The 19,361-nt window shown below is 47.1% G+C and carries 16 protein-coding genes; all 16 read right to left on the bottom strand.

Going from position 1 to position 19,361, the window contains the following annotated elements:
• Positions 1 to 161: 161 nt before the first annotated feature.
• The 16 genes from cmoB to tssC all read right to left on the bottom strand — a co-directional run bounded on the left by cmoB (position 162) and on the right by tssC (position 19,331).
• Entirely contained in the window at positions 162 to 1,124 is a 963-nt protein-coding gene (cmoB, locus tag OEY58_15365; GenBank protein MDH5326836.1) for a tRNA 5-methoxyuridine(34)/uridine 5-oxyacetic acid(34) synthase CmoB, read from the bottom strand.
• The gene (gene cmoA / locus OEY58_15360) at positions 1,121 to 1,915 is read right to left on the bottom strand and encodes a carboxy-S-adenosyl-L-methionine synthase CmoA (GenBank protein MDH5326835.1); all 795 of its coding nucleotides are present in this window, start codon (positions 1,913 to 1,915) and stop codon (positions 1,121 to 1,123) included. The genes cmoB and cmoA overlap by 4 nt, the downstream gene beginning before the upstream one ends.
• 192 nt (positions 1,916 to 2,107) lie before the next feature.
• Positions 2,108 to 3,685 (bottom strand): autotransporter domain-containing protein, encoded by a 1,578-nt coding sequence (locus OEY58_15355; protein MDH5326834.1) that lies wholly within the window; start codon positions 3,683 to 3,685, stop codon positions 2,108 to 2,110.
• Positions 3,686 to 3,998: 313 nt separating this feature from the next.
• Entirely contained in the window at positions 3,999 to 5,222 is a 1,224-nt protein-coding gene (locus OEY58_15350; protein ID MDH5326833.1) for a TIGR02270 family protein, read from the bottom strand.
• A 109-nt stretch (positions 5,223 to 5,331) separates the two neighbouring features.
• Positions 5,332 to 5,910: a DUF2345 domain-containing protein gene (locus OEY58_15345; GenBank protein ID MDH5326832.1), complete on the bottom strand. Its 579-nt coding sequence runs from the start codon at positions 5,908 to 5,910 to the stop codon at positions 5,332 to 5,334.
• Between the two features lie 36 nt (positions 5,911 to 5,946).
• Positions 5,947 to 6,378 (bottom strand): DUF4150 domain-containing protein, encoded by a 432-nt coding sequence (locus OEY58_15340; protein MDH5326831.1) that lies wholly within the window; start codon positions 6,376 to 6,378, stop codon positions 5,947 to 5,949.
• A gap of 11 nt (positions 6,379 to 6,389) precedes the next feature.
• Positions 6,390 to 7,451: a DUF2169 domain-containing protein gene (locus OEY58_15335; GenBank protein MDH5326830.1), complete on the bottom strand. Its 1,062-nt coding sequence runs from the start codon at positions 7,449 to 7,451 to the stop codon at positions 6,390 to 6,392.
• A 33-nt stretch (positions 7,452 to 7,484) separates the two neighbouring features.
• Positions 7,485 to 9,299 carry a type VI secretion system tip protein VgrG gene (locus tag OEY58_15330; GenBank protein MDH5326829.1) on the bottom strand — a complete coding sequence of 605 codons (1,815 nt, stop codon included), beginning with the start codon at positions 9,297 to 9,299 and terminating at the stop codon, positions 7,485 to 7,487.
• 282 nt (positions 9,300 to 9,581) lie between these two features.
• Positions 9,582 to 9,866, bottom strand: a complete 285-nt coding sequence (locus OEY58_15325) for a hypothetical protein (GenBank protein ID MDH5326828.1) — start codon at positions 9,864 to 9,866, stop codon at positions 9,582 to 9,584.
• A 165-nt stretch (positions 9,867 to 10,031) separates the two neighbouring features.
• Positions 10,032 to 12,752 (bottom strand): type VI secretion system ATPase TssH, encoded by a 2,721-nt coding sequence (gene tssH, locus OEY58_15320; GenBank protein ID MDH5326827.1) that lies wholly within the window; start codon positions 12,750 to 12,752, stop codon positions 10,032 to 10,034.
• A 21-nt stretch (positions 12,753 to 12,773) separates the two neighbouring features.
• Positions 12,774 to 13,838 (bottom strand): type VI secretion system baseplate subunit TssG, encoded by a 1,065-nt coding sequence (gene tssG, locus OEY58_15315; protein MDH5326826.1) that lies wholly within the window; start codon positions 13,836 to 13,838, stop codon positions 12,774 to 12,776.
• The gene (gene tssF, locus OEY58_15310; GenBank protein ID MDH5326825.1) at positions 13,802 to 15,679 is read right to left on the bottom strand and encodes a type VI secretion system baseplate subunit TssF; all 1,878 of its coding nucleotides are present in this window, start codon (positions 15,677 to 15,679) and stop codon (positions 13,802 to 13,804) included. The genes tssG and tssF overlap by 37 nt, the downstream gene beginning before the upstream one ends.
• Positions 15,680 to 16,189, bottom strand: coding sequence for a type VI secretion system baseplate subunit TssE (gene tssE, locus OEY58_15305; GenBank protein ID MDH5326824.1), 510 nt, complete (start codon positions 16,187 to 16,189; stop codon positions 15,680 to 15,682).
• 22 nt (positions 16,190 to 16,211) lie between these two features.
• Positions 16,212 to 17,015 carry a tetratricopeptide repeat protein gene (locus OEY58_15300; GenBank protein MDH5326823.1) on the bottom strand — a complete coding sequence of 268 codons (804 nt, stop codon included), beginning with the start codon at positions 17,013 to 17,015 and terminating at the stop codon, positions 16,212 to 16,214.
• Positions 17,016 to 17,206: 191 nt separating this feature from the next.
• Complete coding sequence (locus OEY58_15295; protein MDH5326822.1) at positions 17,207 to 17,701, bottom strand: type VI secretion system tube protein Hcp; 495 nt, start codon at positions 17,699 to 17,701, stop codon at positions 17,207 to 17,209.
• A 136-nt stretch (positions 17,702 to 17,837) separates the two neighbouring features.
• Positions 17,838 to 19,331, bottom strand: a complete 1,494-nt coding sequence (gene tssC / locus OEY58_15290; protein MDH5326821.1) for a type VI secretion system contractile sheath large subunit — start codon at positions 19,329 to 19,331, stop codon at positions 17,838 to 17,840.
• Positions 19,332 to 19,361 lie beyond the last annotated feature (30 nt).

Genomic DNA, 19,361 nt, shown 5'->3' with positions numbered 1-19,361 from the left:
GCAGTAGTAAGTCCGTCGATGATTTGAATATTACTTTATTCTATAAGAGTCCGCTATTGGTGGACAATGGCCCTATACAGCTTGCACGTAGCTTAAGCAAATGGCTCAAACCACTCGCTTCACAACACTGGCGAACCCATCTGATGTCCCCGTTTGATAGTTCAATCCCGCTCCGCAATCACCACAGCCCGTACCGGTGCCGGATACCCTTCCACGGTCTTGGTATGATCTTGTGGCTGCAAATAATCCTGCAACGATTGAAACGTCATCCATGCAGTACTGCGTTGTTCCTCTGTGCTGGTGACATTGACATCCGCTAAACGTACATTGTTGTAGCCGCAGCGGCGCAGCCAGACTTGTAATAACTGTGTACTGGGAATAAACCATACATTGCGCATTTGGGCGTATCGGTCTTGAGGGACTAAGACCTCCTGCTCACCCGCTTGGATGACCAGGGTTTCCAATACCAATTGGCCGCCGGGGCGCAGCAAAGCCTTGAGTTCCAGTAAATGATCCAATGGCGAACGACGGTGGTACAGCACGCCCATGGAAAACACCGTATCGAATAAAGGCTCTTTAGGGACCTCATCAATTCCCAGAGGTAATACGGTCACACTGGAGCTGTTGATATAGTGTTGTAAGGCCTGATACTGCATCACAAACACCAGGGTGGGATCTATGCCAATGACGGTTTTGGCGCCGGCACCGGCCATGCGCCAGCAGTGATAGCCGTTACCGCAACCCACATCCAATACCCGTCGCCCTTTTAAATCGGCAATATGATGTCGTACCCTATCCCACTTCCAGTCGGAGCGCCACTCGGTGTCTATGTGAACACCAAATAAATCAAAGGGACCTTTGCGCCAGGGATGTAAGTGCATCAATTGCTGTTGCAAACTTTCCTTGCGAGGATCCGTGCTGTCCAGTGCGGGGCCCAAACGGACGCTGTTGTTTAGCTCTAATTCGTCCAGGGATAACGACGGTAGTTGCTGGATGGCATCCGCCCATTTCGGTACGTCACCGTGAGATTGCAGTTTTTGTTCTGCCAGAGGTAATACGGACTCTGCCCAGGATTGCAGCTCCGGTTCGCCCAGAGCCGTGAAAAATTTTTCGTAATCCATCATACGCTGGATTTTATACCGGCGCTGGATTTAATGCCGACAATCGTGGCGAAATTAAAACACTGACAACACACATAGGCTTGATGAAAACCGGCGTCTTTTAAGCGCTGTTGGTGCACGTCGAGACTTTCCGGTACCAATACGTTTTCCAGTGCCTGTCGTTTTTGACTGATTTCCAAATCGCTATACGCATTGGCTTTCTTGAAGGCGATGTGCATTTGCTCTTGGAACTGTTGTTCCTCGGTTTGCGTAAAAACGACTTTTTCGGTAATCACCACGATGCCACCGGGACGCAGTCCTGTATGGATTTTTTTCAAAATCTGCAATCGTCGCTGTGGAGGAATAAATTGTAAGGTTAGATTCAGAACCACTACCGATGCATTGTCGATGGGTACCGATTCAATATCGGCACATAGTAGCTGAACCTGTGTATTTTCTCTATTTTCCTGCGCCTGGTCTTGATCATACCGAGCAATATGCTCCCGACATTTTTGAATCATGGCCTGGGAATTGTCCACGCCGACAATGATCACGCCCGTTTGGGAAATACGGCTGCGCATGGCCAGCGTAACGGCTCCTAAAGAACACCCCAGATCGTAACAATAGCTGTCCGCTTGAGCGTATTGTTCTGCCAACAAACCGGTCATGGTTAAAATAGTATGGTAGGCAGGCACGGAACGGCGCACCATATCGGAAAACACATGAGCTACACGCTCGTCAAACTCAAAATCCACAATCATATCACGGGGAGCAGCGTAGACCCTGTCCTCGCCCGGTTGCTTTTGCTTACTCATGACACTATTTGATTCATGACAATACCAAGGGGCTTGGAACTCAGGGTTCCAAGCGTCTCTGAAAAAGAAAGCAATGATATAGACAGGCGTGTGCTTGAATCAAGGTCCTTAAGATAAACCCAGGCAAACCCGGGCAGTACTTTGCCGGCAATGTAAAGGCAAGTCTTTGTTTTACTGATATAAATCCAGGCTTTAGAATTCCATTCTTAATCCCAGGGCGCTGCCAATGTCCCGATAGTTATTACGCAGTTGGGTGGTATCCACGCGAAGGTAAACCATTGTTCCGCCGGGAAATAGCAAATTGGCGCCGTATCCTATTTGAGCATAATTCATGTCTTCCGCGTCACTGGAGAAAACAAAACTACCGGCTTCCGGTGCCGCCACCAAATAACCTGAAAAACGCTCGCCATCGCCTTTGTACAAATAGTGGTAGGAGAAATCCAGTTGATGATTAACGGCACCCCAGGGGAATCCCTGAGCGTAGGAAAATCGGGAGGTTAAAACGGATTTCGCCTGCTCATTGATGTGTTCATCAAACCCAAATACCAGAGGGTTACTCAAATTAGCGCTGCTCTCCGCATACGCAGCTATAGTGGTTTTTACGTAATTAAACGTCTTTTCTATGGACATGGTCAGCGGCCCCAAATTGGCTTCTACACCTACCGCTAAAGTTAAAGCCGTCATCCAGGAATCGGTTTTGCCTACTGCCACATCGACAATGGAACCAAAATTCGCGTTACGGTTGGATTCCAAATTTATAAAAGCGTTATTGATTACAACATCAAAATAACTGCCTGGCGTCATATAGAAACTGCCGTAAAGAGAATTACTGAACCCGGAAGACAACAACTCCCCGGAATTAAATGATAAATCCAATTCCGATTTACCGTAGCCAAATGCAATACCCGCCACCCCGGCAGAACCAAAAGTCAGATCCAAACCGCCGTTAAAGTTTTGGCTGAGAAAATCAAAGCCTTCTTCCCGAAGAGTGGGGTTCTGCGATCCGCCGCGGTTGGAATTATCAATGTACCAACTCATACGTGATCGACTCAGGAAACTGTCACCGCTTGCGGCCCCTCCACTCTGGCTTGTGACCAAATTGGCGATTTTTGGACTGCCTTCACCGTAAACGTCGGGTATGCCGTCGTCGTAATGTTTAAAAGTCAATGCGCCACTACTGGAGTATTTCATAGCCTTGCGCAAAGTCGCTAAACGTCGACTGACGCTTTCCAATTGATCCAGCACCAGCTCACTGCCCTGTTGCAGCTGAGCCGCCAGTTGATCCGGGGCCAGTTTACCCAACACCTCGCGACGATCTTCCACGGGGAGATTTTGAATAACCGTCCATTCCGCACAAGCATTGCTTGGTCGAGGGTCCTGGTTGCAAATATCATCAAGCATGTGACCAATAGCGTCGTATACTGTGTAGCCTGCGTTTTCGAGAGAACCCACCAGGATATTCACAACACCTACCTCAGGTAAATTGTTGCTATCTAATACGGTGTATTCAAAAAAATCCGAACCCACAAATCCCGGGTTGGGGGTGTACTCGAGCGTAGTTGCCGAGGTTTTGGCGACTATTCCTCCGGCAGGAAAAGTTATTAATGTTATATCCGGCGCAATATAACTCTCTAATGTAGTTGTCAAGTTAATGGGTAGCGGCACGCCTGTGGTTGCCGTTACATGAATGGTAACAACAGCACGTGCCTGAAAACTTACCAGAAACAGCACCAATGCGAGAGCAATATATGAGCGACAATTATGCCGCATGAAAAATAGCTTCACCTTCCCCCCCCCTAAAACCAAAATAGCTTGATTTTGCTATCAAATTAACTGAGCAATGATACCACTATTTTCACCTCGAAAATCGAGGTGGCTTTGTTTATATGAATATTGTCGATGTGAACACAGGTTATATGAATACGTTATTAACACATTACAACTAATACGCTTAGCGTATAATCAAGGTCGCCTAGCACCAGCTTAACAAATTCCGGGGGTAGCAGCAGGTGAATAAATCACGAAATACCGGCTAACAAATACCGAGCAACTCTCAGCCATCTTGTTTCTGAACACTGCTCTACTATTGACGAGTCCGAATTTCTATCAAGGGTTGATGAGGTGAGGATAAAGCGGATTCCATAGCGGCTGACCAACGCTGAGGCTGTTTGGCAACAGCCAGAACGGTTTCGAGATTTTTATTCTCTATAGGGTAGCCAAACAAATATCGGGTATGCATATCGAAATTACCCTTATGCTCGGCCCACCAATGAGAGACTTTGTTTACATCGGGCCAGGCCAGATCTTCATCCGCATCCATAGCCACATTTTCGTCCTTGGGATCTTCATTGGGTTCGGCAGCTACAAAATCGGGCACGTCACCCGCCAGTTGATTATCCACAATATCTGCACCGGTGATGGCCGTAAACGCAGAACCGGCTACGCGACTTAATTCCTCTATAGTCATCATATTGATCAACCAGGGTATCAGAACGGGGGTGCCTACGGAACCGGCAAATATCACCGCCAAACGTCGATACTGTTCTTCCGCAGCCAAGACTTTTAACCATTCCTGCGCTTTTTCCAGGCTCATACTGCGCCCCATCAATTCACAAGCTCTCTCTGCGTGCAAGGGTTCCATTTGATCAAACTTACTTAAAACAGCAATCGGTTTGGAACGATCCCCCAATAAGGTTGAAGACCAGGCTGCCCAATATCGTTGATAGGGATCCTCGTGTTGCAAATTGGCAAGACACGCATCAAGCAGATCCACTCGCCCCAATTCGCCCACTGCTTTGATTGCCCGACCGGCAACAATGGGGTCACCGTTTTCTATGAGTTTATTTAATTTTTCACCCAAATCAATTCGCTGTATGGAAGCGGCCGACACTCCCATACGTTTAATTATGGACTCTTCGGACTGAATCATGGATTCGATATAAGGCATGGATGCCTCTTTGCCCATCCAGGCCAATGCCGATGACATACCCTTGGATAAAACCACTGATTGAGTAGCGACTTGCAGTACCCGATCGATAGCTTTGTCGTCTTGAATCGAATAGGCTACGGCGGCCGCGGTAAATACCTCTCCGGCCTCTTCCCAAGCCAACTCTTCTTCGCAAATCTCCCAGGCAATAGTACCTGCCGCGCGCAATCCGTCCAGGTGGGCTTCGATACGTTCATCTAACTCAGCCAGATCGTGAATATTGTAATTGGGTGAACGTAAAGCCAGTTCCCGCAACAGCCAAAGAAACGAGGAACCTTCAGCAAATTGTTCGGCGTGCTTTCTTAATATTTCCTGTGACATTACAACATTCCGATTCCGTCTTTTAAGTGTTTACAGGCTTTATAGTAATCGTATTTATTATTGTTATAGTGAATAACGTTACACAGAACACAGCAATAGCTATATCTGTTTAATTTATTTTCACTGAACCGCCTTTAATGCTGTTAACACCCGTGGACCGACTTACAATGTATTCGCCACGAATAATTATTTTACCGGCTTTGGTGAGAGTAATACTGGATTTACCGCATTTAAGTACAATTTCTTTATCCGCATTCAAAGCTACCACATCACCATCCAAGGATGCACTAAGTGCTTGATCCTGACTATCCAGCTCCAGTTCTTTTACCCGTTGGGAGTTTTTAATAATCCCCATTATAATCGGCCGTGACGGATCAGCTTGATCAAAAGACAAGGCCACGTGTTTACCCAAGTCACTTTTTCTGATGTCCACCGTAGTCAAAGCCAATAACGGTGACCGATAGGGGCTGTTGGGATAAGTCACAAACACTTCCGCAGTACCGTTGCTATCTTCCAAGGCAATGATTTCACCAATTACTGTACCGTTAAAACTTTGGTTGTCCTCTTGATGAATGGGCACTCGATAACTGGAACGTACAGGCTTGTTCAACACTTCCATCAGCGGTTCTGATTCTAAAGTCTTGGTGCTGGTCTTGTGCATACCGGTTTTATTGACTTGTGATTTCATGGGATTCACCTTTTCTTACGTTTTTCCTGGCGCCGGTCAGGGCTGAATTTCCGGCATTATGACAATAATGGGTATTTGTATTACCGGAAACGGCGCCGTATTTTTATTGTTGTGCACCATCTGGTCAAACGCCCGTTCTACATTCTTACCTTCTACAAAAGTATCAAAGGACCAAGTCACAAACTCCGCTTTTTGTTTGATCGTACCTGAGGCCACGCCTTTATGAGACCCGGGTTCATCACCGGTACTTTTACTAAAATTGGAATCCTTCAAACAAATGGGATTACCATCGCATTTGACAGTCTTACTGCCCTTGGCTGTATCCTTTGAGACGGCAATATTGGGGTACGGTATGGGTACTACCGGCGGTCCGCATTGGGTCAAGCAGACGTCCGGGAAACACGGCGTAATCCCGCTACTACCTTTATGCACCACGGATCGAGAATTTACCCCAACGGTTACACCCACACTGTTTCTCCTCAGGCTGCCAAATTCTTATCGGTTTTCAGTTTCGCCAAACTAATTTTCACTGTTTCCATATGGTTTAGCAGTTTCGATACGTCTAACTCGGCCCGCCATAGCACCTGTACGTTGTTGGTATCTGTATTGACTGTCAAGCTGTCCATCATACACTCCAGCTTCATGCGTCGACGACCCAACAAATCCAAGGTCACCATGGGTTTATACCCCGGCAGTTCCAGGTTTAAGGCCCCCAAAGCGGATGCATTAATGACTTCTATCGTTTCATTACCACGCAAGTAACCGGAAACACGCAAGTCCGGGTGAGCAGCGTTAAAAAACCAGTGATTAAAGTCCAACGGTAGCAAAGGACTGCGGGTCTTTTCCCATTCCGCATCATAGTTGCCTGCCAACTGCCGTCGTGGCTCCCAATCCGGTCCGATAAAACCGAAATTTGCCGGCGGCGGCCGATCATCTACGCTGCCGATCAAATAGTCCGGGTGTTCCAGATTTGGCAGCGCCACAGGATCCTTATAGGCGGTTCTTTTTGCGATTAACCCGGTGCCAATGGGATTGTAATCACTTACCTCATGATCTTTTTCATCTTCGGCAGAGTCATCGAAACCACCGAAAGCCCGCTCATAAACCAAGGGCATGCTGGTAAACCCTTGAGTTTCACCCATGACCCAATGAGCTTGGCCGTCGTGTTCCTGATAGTGCCAATGGCGATCTCCAAACACATGTACGCGTTTGCTGACCGGCCCAACCCGGAAAAATACTTCCAGTTCGCACACTTCCTGCCCGCCCGGAGCATGGGCATGTCCCAATAACGCTACATCCGTACCCAGCTTTATGAAACTGCATTCGGGTGCGCAAGTCATGCTGGATTTGCCCGGCTCGTCCAGGTATTCACCTGCCATATTCAGCGGCACCTGCTCGGGTGCCAATTTGATTGTGCGCGCATCTGTTATATCAAATGTGGCTTTGGCATATACGACCATCACTTCACGCCCCCGGTCGTCGCACAAAAGTGTCATTTCCGTACTAAAGGGTGTGCTGTTTTCTATACCTTTAAATGTCACTTTTAGTTACCGCAGTAAAACCAGATCCTTAGACTAATTTTCAGATATTTTGGAGCCTTTGAGCTTAATATTGCCACTGGCTTTGATAAGAATATCTGAACCTTTAATTTGTATCTTGCCGTCTTTTTTCATAATGATGCTGGCGCTACCGGTTTTAAATACAATCGAGTCACCGGAATCTATCACGGTATTTTTGCCTACCTTGATGGAGTAGTCTGTGCCGACATCATCAGTTTTGTTTTTTCCAATTGTGATCTTTTCGTTATTGCCGACTTTTTCGGTTCGGTCTTTGCCCACGTCTGTGGTTTCATTGTTTTCAACAATGTTGTCTTGATCCTTCTCCGCATGGATATAGAGCTGCTCCTTGCCCTTGAGATCCTCAAAACGAATTTCATTAAAGTTGGCATCGGTGCCGCTCTTGGAACTTCTGCTCTTTACGCCGCTTTGCGTTTTGTTGGCAGGCAAATCATACGGAGGCATATTGTCGGCGTTGTACACGCGACCGGTAATAATCGGTCGATCCGGGTCGCCTTCGAGAAAATCCACAATGACTTCCTGCCCCATACGTGGAATATGCATAGCGCCCCAACGCTTGCCCGCCCACACTTGAGCCACCCGAACCCAGCAAGAGCTGTTTTCATCGGATTTTCCATAGCGGTCCCAGTGAAATTGAACTTTGACACGGCCGTATTTATCCGTCCAAATTTCTTCACCGGCTTTCCCAACCACGACTGCCGTTTGGGGTCCCTGTACCACCGGCTTAGGGGTAATTCGAGGTGATCGAAATTGGGTGTGACTGTCCATCGCTTTGAAGGTGCATTGGAAAGTGTCTTCTTCGGATACCGAACCACCGCTTTCAAATCCGGCAGCCCGCATTTCATATTGCGTGGAGATAATCAAATATTCCCGATTCTGATCTGCTCGGGTAAATTGCGTTAACTTAAACAAACTTCCGGTAGCGACACCTCTGGCATTCGCCGTTGCCGTAGATTTCTCAAATTTGGCTTGTAATTCCTGTACTCGTATCTGCGCATAATTATCACCATCGGAGTGTTCTATATACTCACCGGGATAATCATAGATTTCGTAATCTGCCACATCATGAGAACGAATGATGCTGGATTTGGCGGCCAAATCCACTTTTGGTTTTTCAAAATCATATGCGTTTAAAGCCACTATACCCGGATGCACTTCGCGGGTCAGCATCCAACCATCTATATGATCCCGTTCCCGATTCGCACGCTCTTGCGGTGGGAAATAAGGAATTTCTTCGTAGCCCGAAAAAGTCTGATGTGAGCTGATGGAATCGGAAAGTACCAACGTGTGTTTGCCTTCCGTATGTTTGAAGTAGTAATAGATGCCTTCCTGCTCCATCAATCGGCTGATGAAATTGTAGTCTGACTCTCGATACTGAACACAGTAATCCCATTTGCGATAATTACCACTCAGGGTGTCTTCAAAATCCGAATACCCCAAATCACGGAACACCTGTTTGATAATATCCGGAACTTTCATTTCTTGGAAAATGCGACAATCGGAGGTTCGAGTTAAAAACCAAAGCCAGGGACGAATCACTGCTCGGTAGGCGGAATAGTTGCCTCGGTTACCGGTTTGACTGAACTCGCAGACGTAACCGTCTATATGGCGTGTGCTGTTATCCAGGAGTGTAACCTTGATCGTGACGCGTTGCGCCAGTATCTTGTCCAGGTCGATGTTGTCATCCTTACTGAGTAACTCCAATTCGTATTGGAATAAACGCCCCAGCGTTTCAGTTCCATTCAAACTATACAGCTGTAAGACATCATCACCTAACGGCGTGGAAATTCCCAATGATCCTCTTAATGGCATTCTAGCTTTCCTTCACCCTAAAACCAGTTACAGGGCTGTTCAATCTTCGATTATTGAATTTCGCCTGGGACCGCCGGATTTATTCTTGTGCCAAGTGACGGACCTGGGCGTGACCCTTTCAAGTCTTGACCCAATTAAGTTCAGGCCTGAACCAACTGATCAAATATTGACCAATTCGACGAACTGCGTTATTGGAATAGATTCTACTATCGATGGGAAATACAGCAACGAGAAATAGAGTGTATGTGAATATTCACATAACTTAACTGTCCTTAGCCGTCCTTAACCGTCGGCTTCATGCTGCCATTTGAGTACAGCTTCGGCATCCTCCGAATAGACATAAAACCCGTCCCAACTGCCGTTGCAGTTAATCACGACGGGCTTTACTTTTTCAAATTGTGCATTACCTATAGAAACCGCAGCCACTTCCTTTATGTCGTTATCTCTGATGTATTCTTTCCACTTGTCACCATCACCCCTTTCGATACGGCAGCCCCGATCAGTTGCTCTTTGCAACTGCACTCGAAAATCGTAATAGTTGACTTCAGTCATTTTAGCGCGACGCATGTGGCCTTATGCTCCTATTTTTGTTAATATTCAATGACATACAGAAGCTCTCTCTCCTTTCACAAGCGACTCCGAATCCAACCTTAAAGTCTCGTTGATGAGCCCATTGTATGCCATTGTTAATTAACAATAAATATAGATCAGATTATCCTATTTTGTAGATGACTAATCAAATTGATAACTGAACTCACTGGCATCTACACCCACATGCACCCGCTCCACCGTTTTGCCATCCATCATTCGCCCCAGAAACGCTTTACTGATTTCCGGTAGCATCGTGTTGGTGAGAATGGCATCGATCATACGCCCGCCGCTTTCAAGCTCGGTACAGCGTTTGCCGATTAACTCCACCACATTCTCGTCGTAAGTAAACGGTACTTTGTGGTTCTCAGCAATACGAGATTCGATTCTGGACAGTTGCAGGCGAGTAATGTTGGCTACCATGGCGTCGCTCAATGGAAAATACGGTATGGTAACCAAACGCCCGAGTAAAGCAGCAGGAAATACTTTCAACAATGGTTCACGCAGAGCTTTGGCGATTCCTTCCGGTTCCGGAAGTAACTCCGGGTCTTTGCACATATTCATTATCAATTCACTGCCAACATTGGAAGTTAGCAATATCAGCGTGTTTTTGAAATCGATTAAACGCCCTTCCCCATCTTCCATCACGCCTTTATCAAATACCTGAAAGAAGATTTCGTGAACGTCAGAATGTGCTTTTTCCACTTCATCCAATAACACCACACTATAGGGTTTACGTCTTACCGCTTCGGTTAAGACTCCGCCTTCTCCGTACCCCACATAACCGGGAGGTGCACCTTTGAGAGTGGATACCGTATGTGCTTCCTGGAATTCGCTCATATTAATGGTGATAACATTTTGTTCGCCGCCATACAGAGCTTCAGCCAAAGCCAGGGCGGTTTCTGTTTTACCCACTCCGGACGGTCCGCAAAGCATAAACACACCTATGGGCTTATTGGGGTTGTCCAAGTTAGCACGCGAAGTCTGTACTCGTTTGGCAATCATGTCCAAGGCGTGCTTTTGGCCGATCACGCGCTCGTTAATTGAATCCGCCAAACCCAATACCGTGGCGACTTCGTCTTTTACCATCTTGCCCACGGGAATTCCGGTCCAGTCCCCCACGACCGAAGCCACCGCTTGCTCATCCACACTGGGTAGAATCAAGGGGCTCTCCCCTTGCAGTTCCAGCAACTGCTGGGTTAAGGACTGCAGTTGTTCCTTTAAACCGGCGCGGTCCGCCTCACTCAGTTCGGACTTGGTGTGTTTATCCGCTGCCGCTTCCAAATCGCTGTCCGTACCATCCACTTTGTTGTTATCACCCCGAAGTTGAGCCCGGATGTTTAATATATTGTCCACCAGCTCTTTTTCAGTTTGCCAGCGATGTTCCAGTCCTTCCAACCGTTGTTTTTCCTGCTGTAACTTGTCTTCTGCTTCGGCTTTGCGGGCGCTGGTATCAACGCCAATGGCATTCTCTCGGGCGATGATTTCCAACTCTGTTTCCAATGCGCAAATACGCTTGCGGCAATCATCAACCTCTGCGGGCACGGCATATTGGCTGATGGCTACCCGAGCACTGGCCGTATCCAGCAAACTCACCGACTTGTCAGGCAACTGTCGCGCCGGAATATAACGGTGTGAAAGCACTACGGCTGCTTCTATGCCTTCATCCAGAATTTGGACTTTGTGGTGCCGTTCCAGCGTGGAGGTTAAACCGCGCATCATTAAGATGGCTTTTTCTTCGCTGGGCTCATCCACTTGAACTACTTGAAAACGCCGTGTCAGTGCCGGATCCTTTTCAATATGCTTTTTGTATTCGGCCCACGTGGTCGCTGCAACGGTTCGCAAGGTGCCCCGCGCTAAGGCCGGTTTGAGTAGATTGGCCGCATCACCGGTTCCGGCAGCACCACCGGCACCAATCAAGGTATGGGCTTCATCGATAAAAAGTATTATGGGTTTCTCTGAAGACTGAACTTCCTCAATCACCTGTTTGAGTCGGTTTTCAAATTCTCCTTTCATACTGGCGCCTGCTTGCAACAAACCAATATCCAGAGTGCGCAGAGTGACGTCCTGCAAAGGCGGCGGCACGTCACCGGCCACGATTTTTTGTGCAAAACCTTCCACTACTGCCGTTTTACCGACACCGGCTTCGCCGGTTAAGATGGGGTTGTTTTGACGCCTGCGCATCAATATATCCACCACTTGGCGGATTTCTTCGTCCCGCCCCACAATGGGATCCATCTCTCCGGTACGAGCTTGTGCTGTAAGGTCAACGGTATACTGCTGTAAGGCTTCCTGCTTGCCCATTTGAGCCGGGGCGATAGCACCACTGGCTTCACCCGGAGCCGCCCCACCACCCACTTGAAAACCGTCTGTAGCCCTGAGACTTTCTTCCGGTGAACCACTCACGACTTCCTCAAATCGATCAATCAAGGTATCCACATTGATTTTTTCGAACTCCGAGGAAATGGAGTACAGGGCGCGACGCAAAGAGGGAGTTTTCAAAATGCCAACCATTAAATAAGCGGAACGCACCTGGGATTCGCCAAACATTAATGTGGCATAAACCCAACCCCTTTCCACCGCCTCCTCCACATGGGAAGACAAATCGGAAATCGAGGTAGAACCGCGGGGCAGTTTATCCAGTGATTCAGTGAAATCCTTGGCAATTCTGGCCGGATCAATATTGAACTGCTTAATAATCCGATGTAAATCGGAGTTCTGCAATTGCAATATTTGATGGAACCAGTGAACCAATTCCACATAGGGATTACCGCGCATTTTGCAAAATACGGTGGCACTCTCAATGGCCTTATACCCCAAGCTGTTTAACTTACCAAACAACGCGACACGATTTATTTCTGCCATATCTCTACCCTTCTAAACAATTCATTTGCGGATTTTTCCGGGGTGAATAATCAAACGGTCCACATCCCTTTCTATGGTCCTGCTCCATACACGAGTCGTCCACCCCAAATCCCCATTTATACCCAAACGAAACATGGGCATGCTTTCCTTTTTCATAATCAACTGCATGTCCCAATCAAACTCATCACCCACATAGGCTCTTACCAAAGTCTGCAACCGCTTAATACTTTCCCCTCCGGGTAGCATGCGCAAATATTCCTCTTTGGACAATGGGCCCAACACAATGCGAAACTTTTGCTGACTTTCCCAGGCTTTGTTACCCACGGCCGCATTTACACCCAAAGTGCAGGTCTCCCGGGTAATCCCCAACAACATGCGGCATTCCTTCGGCAGTTCCATCCACTGCCCCACAAACTGTTCAATCCGAGCGTTTACTTGAAAAAAACTGCTGATCATAGCCTGCAAATTACTGGCATTGCGAGTTTGACTCGCCAACAAGCCGGCGTAAAACAACTTAACTCGGTCCGGTAATTCTTCACGATTACGCAGGCTGGTCAAACCAAAACCCATAATGGAACCCACATAGGCGGAAAATCGATCCGCTTGCGGTCGATCATAGCTCACGGTGGGCTGGGTATTGGCCCAGGCGCGGTAATACAGCGAAATCATGCGATGATGAAACATATCGGCAAATCCAGCAAAGGTGGTATCACTGGAATTCAATGCCCGATCGTAGGCGTATTCGGTTAAATGCAACGGTAAAGGCCCTTGCGGTCCGAACAAGCCGAAGAAATTGATACTCAACTTAGGCGGGCGCCCTTTTTCCCCCAAACTAAATTGGGACAGGGTGGAGGGAGCAAAAGCTAAGGAGGGTGGTTGCTGAAAGCGCACCGGATCGTCTTTCGGCCTTAATGACTGACCGATGAGTGGTTTGTCGCTATAGGCACATTCGAGTCGCCGCACAGCTTGAAAAAAACCATACTTGTAGGGCGCTTCTTTGATGGCATTTAGCAATGCCAAGGTGGATTCCTTTAGCGACTGTAGAACAGCTAAAGGATGTGACGCAGACCGGCTCTTACTGGCCATCGCATTATCTCCCCCCGTTCTGCAGTACGAATCACCGTTTCGGTAAACGAATTAATGGATACATATTTGGCAAAAAATTCTTCCATTACCGCACCTAATGAAAACACCCCCAAACCTTCAAAAGCGCTTTCATCAAACGTAATCGTCACTTCCATACCCCGACCAAAGGTGATAGGACCGGGTACGGGCACCCGGCGAGTGACCGGTTTTGCAGTAACTGAAATCACACCATCAATTTGCTTTTTAATATGAGATTCAGCCAGATCGCCGTACAAGGCCAACAACTCCCGCATGGACGCGGCACCTTGCTTATCATCGGTATCGGCTATGGACAAATAATTCAGAGACAAATGACTGATGAGACGCCACGCTGTGGCTTTCTCTGCATGTGACGCTTTGGGTTTACTGGGTCCGGCAATACAACGCACGCTCTCAACCGGCGCGCTGGACTCCATCGTAAAATCTGTTTTGCCCGTTCCTAAAGCCATATGTAAGGGCAGGTCTCGATTGGTACACATGGTCTGTACAGCCAATTGACGCAGATTTTTCCTGTAAGGAGCATTATTTCCATCGACTAAAGAAATAAACGTTTCACTGCCGATATAGCTGGAACGTGGGCCTTTTCTTACTTGCTTGCTGGATAGCATACGCGGCACCCGCTTGAGGGTGTAATAAGCTTGATCATCACGATGAATGGTTAAATCCGTTGCGGCATAGAACGGCAGGAATTCCTGTTCGTCGTCCGCACTGGTACCGATCCCAATCGCTTCGGTGACTGAGTAGATTTCGAAGTCTAAAGGTCGGGTTCGATCGGGTACGATATGAAATTCCGGATCGCGGTTGTTTAAGTGGATTCGATCCGCTCGCTTGGGAAACAAATTAATAGCCGGCGTGCAATGTAGGGAGAAATTTCCCGCATTGACTAACTCTTCCAGAGAACGGTCAATACGATCGAACAAAATGACCAACTCCAGATCTTTTTCCTCGCAGCGTTTAACCGCTTTACCCAAACCGCCCAATTCAATAAACATAAACCGCTGGGGAAAGGTAAAGTATTCGTGTAACAGGCGATACCCCTGAAAAGATCGATTACTTTGGGGTAAAACCGCTTCATTGTCTTCAAAGCCGGTACGAGTAATATACCGTTTATCAATAATCTCACACCAGGAACCCGGGTTCTTTGCCGGCCTGGCGACTATGGCAACCGAATTGGCAAGAATCTGCTCATATAGGTGCATAGGCAACTCGTCACTACCGCGCAAATATAAAGGCAGTTTTTCCAACGCCAGTTTGTTTATTGTCAGACCCGCCGTTGCCCGCAAGCGTAGTTTTACCCCGGCTTTTGCATCTTTAAGACGTTTCTGATCCAAAGATACAAATGAACTGGCGTTAGTCAAATATTCGGCGTTGGTGATTTCCAAAGGCCAGAGCGCAATATCACTGGACGTACGATATTCGCAAACCGTCTGCTCACCTTTGCCCAACAAACTCCGTAAAACACTGTTACGGGGAATCTCAAATCCTTCCGCCAATCCACTTTCGTTTAAATCGGGATTAAACTGTACTACCGCCATGGAAGGAGTAGGTGACAAGTATTGCGGATAAATCATTTCCAGCATGTGCTGGGTAAACTGTGGAAATTCCGAATCTACTTTTAACTGGACCCTCGCTGCCAGAAAAGCAAACCCTTCAAGTAAACGTTCCACATAGGGATCAGCACATTCGAAGGTTTCCAGACCCAAGCGCCCGGCTATTTTGGGGTATTCTTTCGCAAATTCACCCCCCATTTCCCGAATATGCTGCAATTCCCTATTATAATATTGTAATAATCGCGGATCCATTTAGCGCACCCCAACCGAATCACTAACGTCTATGTTACCGGTTTCCAAGTCCAATTCCGTTTTCAGATAGACGCGCAACGGCGTGGGTTGAGCCCACAACTCGCCCTCAATTTCGAATGAAACGGCTTTATTATTCATTTTTTCGTCATCAACAACCAAATTGATTCGAATAGTGTTTTTGAGAATTCTGGGTTCAAAATCGATAATGGCCTGTTTAATATTGGCCACCAGGGCCTCGCTATCCAAGTTGGAAACGGAAGTACCCGACATGTCGGGCATACCGTAGTTAAGTACTGAGTGAGTCAACTCCGGATAGTCTTCTTGCTCCTGCCCCAAGGACAAATTGTCTGTATTCAATAGCCAACCGATATCGCGAATCACGCTCTTTCGCAGTTGTTGCAAGGACAGCACCCGTTCCGTACGGGATTCTGCCTTACGTTCCGGATCTCGGTCAGTCAACCTATCCAGCAACGATGGCTGCAAGCGTTCTTTTTGTGACAGTTCCGCCATAGCGATTCCTTACCTTTGTAAGCTATTCGATTTCCGGCAAGTCAAATTCAATGGTTCTGGTATCCAACAAGGATACATCTTGAGTGTCCGTGGTAAATAATCGTTGTCCGATTCCATAATAAACCCCCTCTGCCATTTCATCCCACTGTGTTTTACGGCATAACCGTATGTCGTTATCGTCGCTGCCCTCCGATCCTGCATAACGACTGGGAATCAATCCAACGGTCTCACCACCGTTATCCCATGTAAAATAGGCCGGCATCCATACCATATCACGCAGATCTTCCGGTGCGTCGATATTAATTTTTTTAATGCGTTGAAACGGAATCCAATAATAATTGCCATTGACGATAGCCTCCAGAAAAGGACCAATGCGCGAATCTGCGTCGGCTAACCACTCGAAACTTTCGTCGTTGATCTTGCCGCTAACCACGGGTGCTACATCATAAGCCTGTTCTCTTAAAGCTTGACTCTCTGCGTGCTTTCCATTGGCGGAAAGTTTCAAGGCCTCCAGCACCAAAGCAATCCATTGTTGCGGCTCCCCAAAAACCAATGGCGTACGTTTACCGGAAAATATATCCGTGCGCAGCGCTTCGCACTGCAATGCCTCTCGATACATATGCACCATCGCCAAAGTGCTCGCATCCATCTCGCCGGACACATTCAGTTGGGTTAACGCTCTGTCCCACTGCCCCAGCACGCACAAAAGTTGAAACAGAAAAATACGATACTGAACATTGGACGGGTCTTTTCTAACCTGATCCTGTAGTTGTTTCAGCGCTTCGGTGAGGTCGCCGCTACGCAGACTTTCTTCGGCAATAGTCATTATTCTTCCTAATTCTTAGTCTCAGTTTATATGGTTCCCGGAACCTATGATAATACTATTATTTGAGCAACAGCGCCCTTTTTTTCTTGCATAATACTCTTTTATTTATTAAATATTTCACTTTCCCCAAACGACAAAAGGCGCTCAGAAAACTGAGCGCCATTTGTCGAACCATCAATGATGGAAATCGATTAGATATCGGTATTCGCCGTGTTCGATTCGATGTTCCATGTGTAGGCTTTGCAAGGTTCGCCACTACCGTCTTCTTTCTGTGTAGAGTATTCAACGTTAACTTGTGCAAAGTTTAAGGTAACGTTTTCTGTCAGTCGATCTTCACCACCGCTGCCGCCAGTGCTCACAGAAGTAACAAGAATGTCTTTCATTTTGATAACAACGTATTCCAGAGGCTTTTTACCAGCTTTACGTACAACCAGTTTGCCTTCTTTGAAGTGAGTACCGTCGGAACAGAATTGCATCAAGTTACAAGAAGAAGCATCAATGTATTTGGTGATAGAGATGTCCTGGATATTTACCTTACCGGCACCACCGCCGCCACCGACGTGGAATGAACCGGACTGATTCATACCCCAGCTCCATGCTAAAATATCAATATCATCTTTGTACTTCTCGTCCTTGGATTCACCTTTGATAGTGCCTTCCAATTTTAAAAACATATCAACAGCCATCGTAGCCTTCCTTTTGTTCGTAGTTAATAAATTTATTGAGTATTATTCACTGCTTTACGTAGAGATATCTTATTACAATTACACACGATTACAACGAAAAAAACCCAAAGTGTGAATATTACCCATTTCCTTCCACTTAACCTTTTGCTGACGGTAATTTAGACACCAGACGCAAGGAAACGGTTAAGCCCTCCAACTGATAATGGGGACGTAAAAAGAATTTGGATGTGTAATATCCGGGATTTCCTTCCACTTCTTCAACTACGACTTCCGCACCCGCCAGTGGCTTTCTGGCTTTCATGTTTTCACTGGAATTTACCGGATCACCATCAACATAGGCGTTAATCCAATCCTGTAACCAGCGTTGCATGTCATCTTTTTCCTTAAAGGAACCGATTTTATCCCGCACAATACATTTTAAATAATGGGCAAATCGGCAACTGGCGAATAAATACGGCAACCGGGCCGCCAGAGCAGCATTGGCAGAAGCATCCGGATCATCGTACTCGGCCGGTGCCTGCAAGGACTGCGCACCAATGAATGCGGCGATATCAGAGTTCTTTTTGTGGATCAACGGCATAAATCCGTTTCTGGCCAATTCCGCTTCGCGACGGTCGCTAATAGCCACTTCGGTAGGACATTTCATGTCAACACCACCGTCATCTGTAGGAAAAGTATGCGTAGGCAAACCTAAAACGGCACCGCCGGACTCCACACCACGGATTCGGGAACACCAACCATATTCTTTGAAAGATTGGTTGACGTTTACTGCCATTGCGTAGGCTGAATTAGCCCAGGTGTATTTACCGGAATCGGCACCTTCGGTGTCCTCTTCAAAGTCGAACTCATCCACCGGCTCGGTTTTAGCACCGTAAGGTAAGCGCGATAAAAAGCGCGGCATCGCCAAACCGATATACTTGGAATCATCTGCCTCACGCAAAGAGCGCCAGCCTGCATATTCCGGAGTGGAAAAAATCTTGGTCAAGTCCCGAGGATTACTGATTTCCTGCCAGGAATCCATTTGCAATGTTGTAGGCGAGGCACCTGCGATGAACGGCGCGTGAGACGCTGCTGCCACCTGAGCAATGGAACCCAACAATTCGACGTCCTGTGGACCATGATCGAAATAGTAGTCGCCAACAATACAACCGTAGGGTTCGCCGCCAAACTGACCGTATTCTTCTTCATAGTATTTCTTGAAGATAGGGCTTTGATCCCAGGCCGCACCTTTAAATTTCTTCAAAGTCTTACCCAATTCTTTCTTGGATATGTTGAATACTTTAATTTTCAACATTTCATCGGATTCGGTGTTATTGACCAGATAGTGCAATCCTCTCCAGGATCCTTCCAATTTCTGGAATTCCTCATTGTGAAGAATCAGATTCACTTGTTCCGTTAACTTGTGATCAATCTCAGCAATGATAGAGTTTATGGTTGCAATCACGTCATTGGAAATAACCGTGGTTTCCTCCAAGGCTTGCTGCGCCAATGTTTTAACTGCGCTCTCTACCGCTTCTTTGGCACGATCGGACTTGGGTTTAAACTCTTTACCCAACAGTTCGGAGAAGTCGTCGACACTTAAATTCTCCGCCGCTGCGCTTTCCGCTGCTTCTGTTTCTGCTTCAGCCATTCTCTTGCTCCTAATATTCTATTAATTTCG

Source organism: Gammaproteobacteria bacterium, from assembly GCA_029882975.1.
In the GTDB taxonomy this organism is placed as follows: Bacteria; Pseudomonadota; Gammaproteobacteria; order SZUA-152; family SZUA-152; genus JAJDNG01.
This window is presented reverse-complemented; position numbering and strand designations above follow the sequence as displayed.

What these genes read in the sequence shown, in the direction of transcription:
- tssE (MDH5326824.1), bottom strand. Translation starts at nt 16,189, where the DNA reads ATGGCGGAACTGTCACAAAAAGAACGCTTGCAGCCATCGTTGCTGGAT.
- OEY58_15300 (MDH5326823.1), bottom strand. Translation starts at nt 17,015, where the DNA reads ATGACTATTGCCGAAGAAAGTCTGCGTAGCGGCGACCTCACCGAAGCG.
- tssH (MDH5326827.1), bottom strand. Translation starts at nt 12,752, where the DNA reads ATGGCAGAAATAAATCGTGTCGCGTTGTTTGGTAAGTTAAACAGCTTG.
- tssG (MDH5326826.1), bottom strand. Translation starts at nt 13,838, where the DNA reads ATGGCCAGTAAGAGCCGGTCTGCGTCACATCCTTTAGCTGTTCTACAG.
- OEY58_15345 (MDH5326832.1), bottom strand. Translation starts at nt 5,910, where the DNA reads ATGAAATCACAAGTCAATAAAACCGGTATGCACAAGACCAGCACCAAG.
- OEY58_15295 (MDH5326822.1), bottom strand. Translation starts at nt 17,701, where the DNA reads ATGGCTGTTGATATGTTTTTAAAATTGGAAGGCACTATCAAAGGTGAA.
- tssF (MDH5326825.1), bottom strand. Translation starts at nt 15,679, where the DNA reads ATGGATCCGCGATTATTACAATATTATAATAGGGAATTGCAGCATATT.
- OEY58_15325 (MDH5326828.1), bottom strand. Translation starts at nt 9,866, where the DNA reads ATGCGTCGCGCTAAAATGACTGAAGTCAACTATTACGATTTTCGAGTG.
- cmoB (MDH5326836.1), bottom strand. Translation starts at nt 1,124, where the DNA reads ATGATGGATTACGAAAAATTTTTCACGGCTCTGGGCGAACCGGAGCTG.
- cmoA (MDH5326835.1), bottom strand. Translation starts at nt 1,915, where the DNA reads ATGAGTAAGCAAAAGCAACCGGGCGAGGACAGGGTCTACGCTGCTCCC.
- OEY58_15355 (MDH5326834.1), bottom strand. Translation starts at nt 3,685, where the DNA reads ATGCGGCATAATTGTCGCTCATATATTGCTCTCGCATTGGTGCTGTTT.
- OEY58_15330 (MDH5326829.1), bottom strand. Translation starts at nt 9,299, where the DNA reads ATGCCATTAAGAGGATCATTGGGAATTTCCACGCCGTTAGGTGATGAT.
- OEY58_15350 (MDH5326833.1), bottom strand. Translation starts at nt 5,222, where the DNA reads ATGTCACAGGAAATATTAAGAAAGCACGCCGAACAATTTGCTGAAGGT.
- tssC (MDH5326821.1), bottom strand. Translation starts at nt 19,331, where the DNA reads ATGGCTGAAGCAGAAACAGAAGCAGCGGAAAGCGCAGCGGCGGAGAAT.